Source organism: Marinifilum breve, from assembly GCF_003202155.1.
GTDB lineage: Bacteria > Bacteroidota > Bacteroidia > Bacteroidales > Marinifilaceae > Marinifilum > Marinifilum breve.
Map to the genome: position 1 here is coordinate 811,622 of NZ_QFLI01000001.1, position 13,556 is coordinate 825,177.

The 13,556-nt window shown below is 39.9% G+C and carries 7 protein-coding genes; all 7 read right to left on the reverse strand.

Translation table 11 applies throughout. The features are described 5' to 3' along the window. Nucleotides 1-5: 5 nt before the first annotated feature. Nucleotides 6-1,331 carry a glucoamylase family protein gene (locus tag DF185_RS03355; protein WP_110359291.1) on the reverse strand — a complete coding sequence of 442 codons (1,326 nt, stop codon included), beginning with the start codon at nt 1,329-1,331 and terminating at the stop codon, nt 6-8. A 37-nt stretch (nt 1,332-1,368) separates the two neighbouring features. Then, nucleotides 1,369-2,847 (reverse strand): sulfatase-like hydrolase/transferase, encoded by a 1,479-nt coding sequence (locus tag DF185_RS03360; RefSeq protein WP_110359292.1) that lies wholly within the window; start codon nt 2,845-2,847, stop codon nt 1,369-1,371. Between the two features lie 121 nt (nt 2,848-2,968). Next, on the reverse strand, nt 2,969-4,585 hold the full coding sequence (locus DF185_RS03365) for a sulfatase family protein (protein ID WP_110359293.1): 1,617 nt from the start codon (nt 4,583-4,585) through the stop codon (nt 2,969-2,971). A 144-nt stretch (nt 4,586-4,729) separates the two neighbouring features. Continuing rightward, on the reverse strand, nt 4,730-6,352 hold the full coding sequence (locus tag DF185_RS03370) for a sulfatase family protein (RefSeq protein ID WP_207784561.1): 1,623 nt from the start codon (nt 6,350-6,352) through the stop codon (nt 4,730-4,732). A gap of 109 nt (nt 6,353-6,461) precedes the next feature. Beyond that, the gene (locus DF185_RS03375) at nt 6,462-8,024 is read right to left on the reverse strand and encodes a sulfatase family protein (protein WP_110359294.1); all 1,563 of its coding nucleotides are present in this window, start codon (nt 8,022-8,024) and stop codon (nt 6,462-6,464) included. Between the two features lie 253 nt (nt 8,025-8,277). Beyond that, complete coding sequence (locus DF185_RS03380) at nt 8,278-9,822, reverse strand: RagB/SusD family nutrient uptake outer membrane protein (RefSeq protein WP_110359295.1); 1,545 nt, start codon at nt 9,820-9,822, stop codon at nt 8,278-8,280. Further along, on the reverse strand, nt 9,822-12,812 hold the full coding sequence (locus DF185_RS03385; protein WP_165835924.1) for a SusC/RagA family TonB-linked outer membrane protein: 2,991 nt from the start codon (nt 12,810-12,812) through the stop codon (nt 9,822-9,824). The genes DF185_RS03380 and DF185_RS03385 overlap by 1 nt, the downstream gene beginning before the upstream one ends. Between the last annotated feature and the right edge of the window lie 744 nt (nt 12,813-13,556).

A 13,556-nucleotide genomic window follows, 5' to 3' on the forward strand; every position in this document is an offset into this window, starting at 1 on the left:
TGTTTTTAGATGTTTTCCATTCCAGCTTTTTGCATTCCAACTGCCACATATTTGTTTAGCATGAACTCTTTCCACATCAGGCCTGACCGGAAATTTTCTATCATCAATACCTCATTTCCCTTGTCGATTCCAAGGAAACCATCATCATACCAATCCTGCTTGGGATTGAATGAATCTACAAAACCATATTTTCCGAAGATCTTATCGCCATACACCTCATACATGTATTTGGCTGCCCGCAAGGACGCTTCAGGCAGAAAAGGAAGTGAAGCCACCACTGCCGATGGAGCCAAAGTACCATTGTAAGGTTTTGAGAAACCAATGTATCCATCGCGTCCGGCACAAGCTGTCCAGCCCCACAATTCTTCGGGATAGCCATGAGCTGCTCCCCAGTTATTGGTATATCGCTTGTTCGCCTTTAGGGCATTTACCGCGTTGTCCCAGTGGTTAAGATATTTGTCCCTTTTCCCTTTGAAATCATACCAACAGGCTGGGAACTGATACAGGTAGGCATGAGGCTGCATAAGACCTCCCGGGGTTAGAAAAGCATCGATATCCTTGTAAGGTTTGATAAACTCACCCCCGTTTCCACTGAAATAAACATCCCAACTAGATGCAGGTATCGGGTGAGTTGGTGAACCCATTCCCAAGAGGTACACCATATTGTATTCGTTGTAGCCTTTGTACTTACCTATAATGCCTTCTTCAGGCTTCCATCCACCCGTTAGAACACCGTTTTTGTTGATAAACTTGTCCCACTGGGCATGCAGATAGATCTTATTGGCCAATTCAGCTACTTCCGTCCCTTCAAACACTTCCATTACATGCAGGATTCCTGCCATTAAGATGGCTGTGTCGATGGTAGAAACCTCGCACTTGCCATGGCGCTGCCCTGTTTCCACGTTAATAAAATGATAAAAGAATCCATAGATGCCCTCCACACAGAAGTCCTTGCTGTTGTTGGGATCTTTATAATAGGAATTTAGCGTTATCAATACTCTGCGGTAAACCTCATCGCGAGTCACCCATCCTCGTTTTATTCCCACACAGTAAGCCGACAATCCAAAACCTGAAGTTGCCACACTGGTTCTTTTGCCTTTGGCAGGGTCTCCAATAAGACCTGTATTCTCATCAAAGCCGTTCCAGAAGTAGTCGAAGGCTTTTCTTTGAACCAGATCTATAAACTGCTGGTCTTTCTCGCTTAGCATTTCCCAGCTCAGATCCTTTGTATTTTCAGAAAACTCAGCCTCCTTGTCGGTTGATTGGGCACAAGAGCTTACCAGGCTTACTAGTAGTAAGCTTCCTATGGTAATTTTTATAAATAGATTCATGTTTAAATTTTATTAGGTTGATTCATAGTTAATGAGTTTACTGGATAACAGCTTTGCCATCAATCCATTTGTATTTCTTCCCTTTATTGAAAGATTTTAGATCTCGCTTACAAGGCCATGCTGTTTTAACTTTTACACCTATTTCACGCTGTGCCGGAAATCCTATGGCTGTCTCCTTATGCCATTTATCGCTGGCAACAAGCATCTCCTCCACCAACTCTTTATATTCTTCATTATTGGCAAGATTGTGTTGCTCCAGCTTATCGCTTGCTAAATCGTAGAGTTCCACCCCTTTATTTTGGCGAATCAATTTCATATCACCTCTTCGTATCACGAGTCTTTCGGTATGCATCCAGAAAAGATCTCTTTGTTCCAAGGGTTTATTTTCAAATAAATTCGATGTAAGACTTGTACCATCGAATTGGTAAGAACCATTGTATTCAATACCTGCAGCTTCAAGTACCGTTGGCAAAATATCCATTGTCAAGGCCAACTCATCGTTTACAATGCCACCAGCCAATTTCCCTTTCCAATAAAATATAGTAGGTACTTTTAGTCCACCTTCATACATGGTAACCTTATGTCCACGGTTCTCTCCATTTACCTTACCATGTTTTACTCCGGTTCGTTCTCCTCCATTGTCTGATGTGAAAATGATTAAGGTATTATCTTCCAAATCGTATTTTCTCAAGGTCTTCATGACTCTTCCTACTCCTTTGTCCATTGAGGCGACCATTTCGGAATACCTGCGCATATATTCCTCCCTGGGCAATTGTCCCTGAACCGTGTAGGTATAAAAATCGTCAGTTCTTAATGGTACATCATCAGGACCTTGCATTGGACAATGCACAGCCGCTTCGGGCATATATATGAAGAACGGATTTTTGTGTTCCTTCTCAATAAAGTCAACCACTGCATCATTAAGTAAAGTGGTCACATACCCTTTTTGATCTGATGGCTTATTGTGTACAAACCAGTCGACCTCGCTCTCGGTATTGTGTTTCGATACAAAATCGATATTCCCGTCGAGGAATCCGGTAAATTCGTCGAAACCATGAGCCATAGGTTGATAATCGGGCCCCGATCCCAAATGCCACTTGCCAAATACTCCGGTCTTATAGCCAGCCTCTTTCATGATCATAGGCAAGGAAGGGTTAGTTTTTGGATCGAAACCTACATCTTTTACACAGTGAAAGTAGATGTGATCCAATCCAACACGTTGCTGATATCTCCCGGATAGTAAGGCTACCCGCGTTGGAGAACAAACGGTACTATTGGCATAAAAGTTGGTAAATCGCACCCCTTTATTTGCCAATGAATCCAAGTTTGGAGTAGAAATACCCTCTCCTCCAAAACAGCTTAATCCAGCATAACCTAGATCATCCGCCATGATTACTATCACATTGGGTTTTTCGAATGAGTTCTCTTTCTTTATTTTAGGTGTTTCTGCCGCCAACAGATTACTGGTGCACAATCCCAGAACCGCGCCAAGCAGGAGTTTATTTGTTAAGTTCATGGTTTAGATTTTGAGTCGTTTTAAAATGCCCGAACAAAACAGTTCAACAAGATGAAATCCATCATCATAATTTGTTTCATCCGGGCGTTTTCATCACCTATACTAATACATTTCAGTTGTTTTAGGCCTTCTTCTTACCATTCTTGCGTTTTTTGATTTTGCTCTTGGTCACCAATGGATCAGTATCTCCATACTGTTGACGCAATCTTTCCAATTCTGTTTTCAATTCAGCTGTTAATTTCTCATAGCCTTGTTTGCCATACAGATTATTCATCTCATGCGGATCTTCCTGTAAATCGTACAGTTCCCAGGTATCAATATTATTGTAGAAATGAATCAACTTGTAACGATCAGTTCTCACACCAATGTGTCGTTTCACCATGTGGAAACCTGGATGCTCGTAGAAGTGGTAGTACATGGATGATCTCCAATCGTCTACCTTTTCACCTTCCAGCAAAGGACGGAATGAGCGGCCCTGCATATCTTCCGGAACATTGGCTCCACAGAAATCCAAGATGGTTGGTGCGTAATCAACATTTTGAACCAATTCATCCACTACTGTTCCCGGTTTAATACCTTTAGGATATTTCACCAGAAGCGGCATTCTGAAAGATTCTTCATACATGAATCGCTTGTCGAACCAACCATGTTCTCCAAGATAAAAACCTTGATCCGAGGTATAAACCACAATGGTATTCTCTGCCAATCCTTGTTTTTCCAGATAATCCAATACCCTTCCTACACTTTCGTCAACCGACTTGATGGTTGCCAGGTAATCCTGCATGTATCGCTGAAACTTCCATTTGGCCAATTCCTTGCCCGAAAGGTTCTGATCATGAAAATCATCGTTCTTCTTGCGATAAGCCTTTCGGAAAGTTGCCAACTGTTCATCAGTCATTCTCTTGAACAGATGTGGCCAACGATCATAACGAAGACTGTCGCTTCCTTTGGCTATGGTCATCTTTAAATCGTGCCCCTCGTACATATCGCGATAGATATTCATTTCCTGTTCTTCTGCAGCTCGCCTTCCTTCGTAATTGTCGAAGTAAGTAGCGGGAATTGGAAATTCTACTGTATCGTACAAGTTGTAATGTCTTTCGGCTGGTAACCAGTTACGATGCGGTGCCTTGTGGTGCATCATCAACATAAATGGTTTCGATTTGTCTCTTTTCTCCTCTAACCAATTTATGGTGTAATCTGTGATCAAATCTGTTACATATCCATCTTTTTTCTCTGTTACTCCATTTTCGGTAAAATCAGGGTTATAGTATTCTCCCTGATCATTCAGTACATTCCAATAATCAAATCCTGTTGGTTCACAATTCAAGTGCCACTTCCCAATCATTGCGGTTTCATAACCTTCCTTTTGCAGATGCTTTGGGAAGGTTGGCTGGTTTCCATCAAACTTGCCACCACGATTCTGCATGAATCCATTTACATGACTGAATTTCCCCGTAAGGATAACTGCGCGACTCGGACCACAAATAGAGTTGGTACAAAAGGAATTGGTAAACATAGCTCCTCCTTTTGCAATTCTGTCGATATTTGGAGTTGGTGCCAATTTCGACAAAGGATGATCAAATGCACTAATTGCTTGCACAGCATGATCATCGGCCATGATGTATACAATATTTGGCTGTTTTGGTTCAAGTTCTTTTGGTTTGGCATCGCAAGCTGATAATAGTGCAAGTGCTCCTGCAGAACACCAAATTGTATTTGCCAGTTTATTAAAGTTCATTTACTCAGTTTTTTATTTATTCAACGATCTCTTAACTATTGGTTTGTGAGAAAGTCTAATTCATTTATTAATATTCTGAAGGAGTTGATTGCACAATTTCTTCCTTCTTTTACCCTTTATTCAATTGATTCAGGAATTCCTGGACTAGATTGAATTATTCTTAGGCTTTTTTCTTTTTCTGTGGCTTCTAACAGGTACATAAGGGGCTTCGAAATTGCTATCCGGTACCTCATATTGTTCACGCAAGCGATAAAGCTCCTTCTTCAATTGCTGTATTTGCTTTTCGTATTTGGTATTGCCGTACAGGTTGTTCACTTCGTTGGCATCCTCTTTAAGATCATAGAATTCCCATACATCATCTGTGTAATAATGAATCAGTTTGTAACGATTGGAGCGAACTCCTTCGTGACGTGGCACATTGTGTTTGCCATGATCGTAATAGTGATAGTACAAAGATTCGCGCCAATCCTTAGACTTGCTACCATCAATCAGTTTTAGGAATGATTCTCCTTGCATTTCCTTAGGAACCTTGATTCCAGCCATTTCTAAAAAGCTTGGTGCGAAATCGATATTTTGTACCAATTCCTCCACCTCAACTCCTGCAGGAATCACTTTGGGCCAACGCATTACAAGAGGCATTCGCATGCCATCTTCATACATAAATCTTTTCTCGGCCCAACCATGCTGACCCGTGAAGTAACTCTGATCGGAACTATACACTATAATGGTGTTTTTCTTAATCTCTGGATGTTGATCCAACCAAGACAACAAGCGCCCAACATTTTCGTCTACTCCGTCGATACAACGTATGTAATCCTTTATGAACCTCTGATAAGCAATACTTTTTGCTGCATCTCCCTTCAACATTCCCTGACGTTTCATTTCAAGGATTTTTTTGGTTTCAGGATCCTTAAAGGAATGCCATTTCTCCAGTTGTTCCTTTGTCATTCGGGCATAGTAGATATTGTCATTAGGATCATGATCCTTTAACAAAGGCAATATTTTGATGCGTTTCCCAATTTTCATATTTGCCTCGTTAGCATAGGATGAACGCGTTTTATAGTCATCATAAAGTGTTTCCGGTTCAGGTATAGTGTCGTTCACATAACGATCCAAAAAACGGAATTCAGGCATGCGAGGAACATGAGGAGCCTTGTACTGAACAAATAACATAAAAGGCTTTTGCCCTCCACCTTTCTCATTCAACCATCCCAAAGCCTCATCGGTGATCAGGTCTGTTGAGTAACCATGCATCATTTCGGTTTTTCCATCACTAGTTACGAAATCAGGATTGTAATAAAATCCTTGTCTTCCCGCTCCCATTAATATTTTCCAGTAGTCAAACTCATCGCCTGGATTGTTATTCAAATGCCATTTCCCAATTAAGGCAGTATTGTATCCATCCTGTTTCATTACACGTGGCAAAAGTGTTTGCTTCCCGTTCCATTCTGAGCCGTTACCCGTCACCCCGTTTTTGTGAGAATGTTTCCCGGTTAAGATACTTGCTCTACTAGGACCACAAATGGAGTTGGCACAAAAGTTATTTCTAAAAATTGCTCCCTCATTTGCTATTCTGTCGATATTAGGTGTTCGGTTAATGCTACCGTCGTAAGCACTAATCGCCCTGTTGGCATGGTCATCAGCCATGATGAAGATGATATTAGGTCTTTTCGATTCCTGAGCCTGCAAGGCAGTAGAAGGCAATAGACTCATCCCCACCCCACAGGTTATCATCAATTTATTGAAATAATTTCTTGATAAATTCATTCGATTCTCTCTTTTAATTCACTTGTTACCCTTTTCCCTATGCCACCCCACAGTCTGGTATGGTAATCAGGAATACAATGCATGCAATTCTCTTCAAATGATCTGTTGATTATTCAAAATTGCTTTTCATCATTTCGGATATCCTTTGTCTGTATATTTTGGCATCTCCTTTTCTAAATTGGAGTACATTGGCATATATGTTTTGAACAATTTCCTGCATCTTACCTTTGTCCTCCATATTTTCAAATGCCTCCAACAAAGGATCACCCGTACTTTCCATTTCCGCCTTCAACTTGTTTCGATACTCTTCTATTCTTTTAGCGTATCTCTTATCATTGATCAGGTTGTGAATACAATCAGGATCTTTCTTCAAATCGTAAAATTCCTCTACCTCTCGATGACGGAAGTACTTCACCCTTTCTTGCATTTCCTCATTATCAACATTGGCCTTCATGGCTTTAATCACGCCTCCTTCGTTTGCATTTCTGTAACGTGTTTTTCCGTTGCTCCATGCATTGAATATGTAGCCAAACTTCTTATCCTGCACACAACGCATAGGGTAAGGAGTTGGTCTGTTGATATAGTCAATCTGTGTAAATACCTGTCCCCTGTTTTTCTGACTTTTGCCCTTTAGCAATGGTAGAAAAGACTTGCCATCCAAATTCTCAGGAATAGGTAAACCAGTCAGTTCCATAATGGTTGGGAACAAATCAATGGCAGCAACAAACTCATTCTTTACCACTCTGGGCTTTAACTGTTCAGGGAGAGTAAAAAACATGGCTGTATGCGTTGACTTCAGATAGCAATTGGCTTTCGAAAATGGCATGGCAATTCCGTTATCCGACAAGAAAATTACTATGGTATTCTTCTCAACTCCCGCATCCTTGATGGCCTTCATTACCATTCCAAAAGTATCATCCAACCTTCGGGTAGAATTGTAGTAATGGCTCATCTCTTCTCTTACCTGAGAAATATCAGGCAAAAAACCTGGCACAAATGACTCTTCGGGAGAGTACATTTTAGAAGGCCATTCAGCTCCTGGCTTTAATTCTCCACCAGGTTTTTGGAATGGACGGTGCGGATCATGAGAATTGATCATGAAATAGAAAGGCTTGTTTTCTTTTTTACATCGATCTGCAAAAGCTTTTGTCCTTTCATAATACTTGGAAGGACTTCGCCCTGCTCCTAAATCAGAATAATCGTAAACATAGTCCCAATTTGTGCTCTGCTTTGCTGAGGAGTGGGCTACCTTTCCCAATACTCCCGTTTTGTATCCTGCTTCCTGAAAGGATTCCATCATGGTTGGAACTTCCTCATTGGCATACAAAAAGCCATGATGCCCACCATTAAAACCATATCTTCCTGTTGCAATAATACTTCTGCTTGGCATACATATAGAACTGTTTACATGAGCATTGCAAAATCTAACTCCCTGATTGGCTAACTTATCAATATTCGGAGTAAGGCCTTGCATTTTAGATCCGAAGGCTCCAATTCCCATCCCATCAGGTCCTAGATCATCCGCCGTAAAAATGATGACATTCAACCTATTGGCAGCTGCTTCCGACTGATCTTCCTTTACATGGACAGCATTCTGGCTTGCTGAACAAACTTGTCCTCCCAATAAGGAAAGTACCAGTGTACTTCTGAATATTGATTTTGATATTTTCATTCTTCTAGTAAATTTTCTTGGTTCTCCCAAAAACTTCCCTTCGATTTGGATCCTGACCTGTTCAGTACTTTCTGAACCTTATCTGATGAAGCTGTTTCTGAGAATAATTTAGGATGTACGATTCCCTATAAGCAAACCAGCATTACCTGGTTTGCCTTTATCTTCGGCACTTTACGCTAGCCTAACAGTTTATTGTCCGAAGCTATATTTTTGTGATGAGCAAGTCACTTCCGCACTTGCTCATCACCTCTAATTAGTATCCTGGATTTTGAGTAATTACACCTTCTGTTGCATCTACATCAACCTGTGGAATTGGAAGCAAGTTATGCTTTCCTTCTACAAAGTTTTTGCCCAATGCCTGTAGCAATTCTGCGGCACGTCCCTGGCGCAAAATATCCCAATAACGGTTTTGTTCCATTGCCAACTCAACTCTTCTTTCGTGCCAAATTGCATTTCGTAAACCAAGTTTATCAGTGGTTGTAACATTTGGTAGAATGTCAGGATTATCACCTCTTGCTCTCTCGCGTACCATATTCAAATAAACAAGAGCATCAGTCGGTTTATCATTCTCATTTAAAGCTTCAGCTGCCATTAACAAAACATCAGCATATCGAATTAATCTAACATTGGCTGGATTGTTGGCACCACCACCACCACCAGTTACTTTATTGTCTGTACCATCGTAGAATAATGGCAAGATTCCTTTCTGATTGTATTTGGTTCCGTGGTTTTTAGAGTTACGAACCACAATAGATCTACCATCATATAAAGTATCGCCAACATATGCTATGGTTGCATCCTTTCTAGGATCTCCATCTTCATAAGCAGCCTCCAAATCATCTGATGGAGAATTGATTCCCCAACCCAAACCTTGGTTGTTGATGAATTTTCCCTGCTCAGGATCCCAGTATTTGGCTTTAGATCCTTGCACTGTGTTGTACTTATCTGTTCCTGTTTTGTTCCCACTTTCTGAACGTGTTGCTTGTACCTCAAATACCGACTCAGAACAATTCTCTCCATCATATGTAAATATTCCTTCGTAATCAGGGAATAGTGTGTACTCATTGGAATTGATAATTTCCATTGCATATCTTTCCACTTTTTCAAAATCGTTTCGGAACAAGAAAGCTCTTGCCAGTAATCCTCGGGCAGCTCCTTTGGTAACTCGTCCTAAATTTGCCGGTGAATATTCCGATCTCTCTGGTAAATAGGTAATGGCATATTCCAAGTCCTCATCAATCAATTGCCAGATTTCTTCTGGTGTTGCACGAGGGATAAAATCACCATCCAATTCAGGAAGTACGGTAATTTTTGGAACCCCTCCAAATGACTTTACGAGGTTAAAATAGCCATACGCTCTCATGAATTTAGCCTCTGCTAAAATTCTTTTCTGCAAATCTTCTTCAAATACAAATTCCGACTCCGAATTGATTACGATATTGGCACGGCCAATCAACACATACTGACCCGAGTACCAGTTCGTCATTAAACTACTACTAGGCGAAAATGTAAATTCATCGAATTCGATAGATGCCTTGTTGTTCTTATTCCCTGGATCTGAATCATCAGATGCAATATCGCCACCTGCAATAAAAGGCAAGCCCACAAGGTCGTAATGACGAAGGTAACTATAGGCTGCATTAACACCTGCTTCAGCTCCCTCTGCTGTTGAATAAAAGTTTTCGGGAGATAACTCTCCTAATGGTTGTTTATCAAGATGATCCTCGCAAGCCGTAAAAGCAAGAATCAAAAACAATAGTGATATGATTATATTTTTTTCCTTCATTATTCGATTCATTAGAAAGTTACATTTAAACCAAAAGTGTAAGTAGCTGATAGTGGATAAACACCCATATCGATTCCGTTGGTAAGTACATTGGATCCTCCAATGTCAGGAGTAAATCCCGAATAGTCGGTAAATGTATACAGGTTGGTTGCACTCACATAGGCTCTTACAAGATCCAGAGACAATTTTTGAGAGATTGATTTGGGCAATGTGTAACCCAACTGTACATTTCTGATTCGCAAATAAGAACCATCTTCCAACCAGTAATCCGACATCTTCTCATTGTGTACATCGGCATCATTCAAGCGTGGATTTGTATATGATGTTCCCTCACCATGCCATCTGTCCAAAGCTGATGCCTCATAATTATAACCAGCATCCCATCTTTTCTTGATTTTACCGTTGGCAATTTCATTACCTGTTACACCTTGTAAATCCATCGAGAAATCGAATCCCTTGTATTCGCAATGTAGGTTCAATCCAAAAGTGAAATCAGGAATTGGTGAACCAATAATGGTTTGATCATCTTCAGTAATCACGCCATCTCCATCGATATCTTTAAATCGTAAATCACCAGCTTGTTCTCCACCAAATACAGGATAAGAAGCCAACTCCTCAGCATTCTGGAATACACCATCAACCTTGTAGCCATAAAATGCTCCAATTGCATTCCCTTGCATGGTTCTGGTAAATGATTGAGAATCTACACTCCCTGCCAAAAATGATCGTCCATTGGCCAATTCCTTAACTTCGTTGTTTACAGTAGTAAGATTTGCACCAACCCCATATGAGAAATCTCCTATTTTATCTTCCCAACGCAGAACCATTTCAAAACCATCATTTAATACTCTTGCGGCATTTACCACAGGATCTTGTCTTGTACCAAAATATGATGGAATTGGCACAGCAATCAGAATATCATCTGTTTCTCTTCTGTAGTAATCCAACTCTGCCGATAGCTTATTTTTAAAGAATCCGATCTCCACACCTATATCTGTTTGTGTGGTTTCTTCCCATACAATCGTTGGATCAGATAATTTTAACAAAGTAGCTCCTTGTGCTACCCCTTCGTTCTCTCCTAAAACAGCTACAATTCCTGATGTATTTCCACCAATTGATTCTGTGGTTGACAAGGATTGAATCGACGCGTAAGCACCAATCTTATCATTACCAATAATCCCCCAGCTGGCTCTTAGTTTTAAATTACTGATGATATCACTATCAATTAGAAAATCCTCCTGACTTACTCTCCAACCCAAAGCTAAAGATGGGAAGTGTGCATATCGATTTCCATCACTAAATTTCGAAGATCCATCAATACGATAAGTTGCCGTTAATAAATATCTATTCAAGTAAGAATAGTTCATTCTGAACATATAAGATAAATAAGACCAACTTGTAGCATAATTATCAACCGATTCGCTTTCTGAATTAAAGGTTGCATCCAAGTACCAAAGATTTGAATTGTTTGGAATATCAGTGACAAAGCCTTTTAATGTTTCACTTTTGGTATCTTGTATTGAAATACCAGCCATTGCATCGAAATGGTGATTCTTAAAGTCCTTGTAATAATTAAGGGTATTATCCCAAATATAGCTGCGATAACGAAGATTTGATTTGGTCAATTTTGAAATGTCGTTAGATTGACGCGCATTGGCTATGTATTCAGGAGTATAAGAACGATTGTAAATATCTTTCTTTTCAAATCCATAGGATGATCTGAACAAGAAATCACCAACTTTCACCTCACCAAAAAAGTTTCCTACCAATCTTTCCGATTCGTTTAGTGAATTGTTGTAGTGAGTTCCTACCAATGGGTTATTCGCTTCAATAATTTCAGTAAAAGATCCATCCTCCTGATAAGGCTCATAAATACCAGGTGCACGATATGCTGTTCTTGTCGGATCTGGTCCACCATGCTTATCAACCTTAATAAAACTAAGGTTATGCCCCACTTTTACATGTTTGCTAAGCTGGTATTCGTTATTCGCTCTAATGGTGATTTTTTCCAGGTCGGTTTTTTCTACAATCCCTTCCTGATCATCATATGAAGCGCTCAAATGATATTTGATATTATCGGTACCTCCGCTGGCAGACAACTTGTAATTCTGCGAAATTGCTGTAGAGTAAATTTCATCCCACCAATTTGTTCCTTTTCCAAAAATCGAAGGATCTTCGAAAGGTGCTTCGTTACCAGAGTTTAGAGCCGATTCATTCCTTAGCATTGCATAGTCTGATGCCGAAACCATATCAATGGTATTGCTTACTTCGGAGATACTTAAATGCGTACTAAAATCAATTCTGGTTTTACCTGATTTCCCTTTTTTGGTGGTAATCAGAATTACACCATTGGCTCCTCGCGAACCATATATTGCAGTTGCCGATGCATCTTTTAACACTTCCAAAGAAGCAATTTCGTTAGAATTCAGAAAGTTAATATCGGATACAATTAATCCATCAACAACATAAATAGGCGATGCATTATTTAATGTACCAACCCCACGAATGCGAATCACAGGTGATGAACCCGGTCGTCCGTCGGTACTCGTAACCTGAACCCCAGCTACTTTACCGCTAATGGAACTTCCTACATTTAAAGTTGGTGTTTTGGCTAAATCAGCTCCTTTCACCGATGCTACAGAACCTGTCAAATCGCTCTTTTTCTGTACCCCATAACCAATAACTACTACTTCGTCTAGACCCTGGTCCTGGGGATTTAATGCAACATCAATTACAGATCGACCATCCACCTTAACTTCCTGGCTCTTCATACCAATAAAGCTGTAAACAATGATATCGTTTGCGGATGCAGTAAGAGTATATTTTCCTTCCATATCGGTAGCAGTACCTGTGCTAGTTCCTTTCACTAATACAGAAACTCCGGGAATCGGAAAATCTGAACCGGCTTCAGTAACTTTACCGGTTATTTTAATTGTATTCTGACTGAAAGCATTGGTTCCAATGCCTACAAAAAGAATAAATATCAACAATAGTCTTTTCATACAATTTTTGATTTGTTTAGAGGTTTCATTCGAATTAGGAATTCCTGCAAACAAAATTAGACGCATCAAATTCCTGACAAAAAAATCTACCACTATACAAGTTTCATCTCAAAATATGGGTTTTGAAACAACCTATATTCCAACCATACAAGCACACAACAACGCTTGACTTACAACATTTTACTAAAGATGATTTGTTACATGGGTCTTCAGAAAAAAATCAAGAAATTTTATCCTATTCCTACACATTACATCAACCATCCCTCTCTAATTTTTTGATTTCTTTCTTCAAACTCCTTTCAGCCGCCTATTGCAACTATCAATTCTGAGAAGTGAAAAAGAAAGACGCAAAATACAAAAATGATGAGATTGTTGGGTTGTGAACTTCATTTTCCAAAAAACACCCCCCTTAATCCCCCCTGAAAGGGGGACTTGGGCTGCTGCAATACTTAAGTGTTGTTTGTTGATTTTATCTGTACTAAATTATTCCAAACAATATCTGATTATGGAGTTCTCCCCTTTCAAGGGGAGATGGCGACAGCCAGAGGGGTGCAATTGAATAAATTTTCGCCTAGCTTCACCCTTTTGTCTGTCGGCATTTTCCCTAAGAGGGAAACACTCATTTAGAAACGTATGGAATTTATAATTAAACAATTCAATATTTGTGTATAAAGAGTAGCACTCAAGGTGAAGTTATCAATGAATGGTTGGAAAGTGGAAAAACCAGATCAAGTCAAGGGGTGA

Coding starts and splice junctions, on each gene's coding strand:
- DF185_RS03355 (WP_110359291.1), bottom strand. CDS start 1,331: ATGAATCTATTTATAAAAATTACCATAGGAAGCTTACTACTAGTAAGC.
- DF185_RS03360 (WP_110359292.1), bottom strand. CDS start 2,847: ATGAACTTAACAAATAAACTCCTGCTTGGCGCGGTTCTGGGATTGTGC.
- DF185_RS03365 (WP_110359293.1), bottom strand. CDS start 4,585: ATGAACTTTAATAAACTGGCAAATACAATTTGGTGTTCTGCAGGAGCA.
- DF185_RS03370 (WP_207784561.1), bottom strand. CDS start 6,352: ATGAATTTATCAAGAAATTATTTCAATAAATTGATGATAACCTGTGGG.
- DF185_RS03375 (WP_110359294.1), bottom strand. CDS start 8,024: ATGAAAATATCAAAATCAATATTCAGAAGTACACTGGTACTTTCCTTA.
- DF185_RS03380 (WP_110359295.1), bottom strand. CDS start 9,822: ATGAATCGAATAATGAAGGAAAAAAATATAATCATATCACTATTGTTT.
- DF185_RS03385 (WP_165835924.1), bottom strand. CDS start 12,812: ATGAAAAGACTATTGTTGATATTTATTCTTTTTGTAGGCATTGGAACC.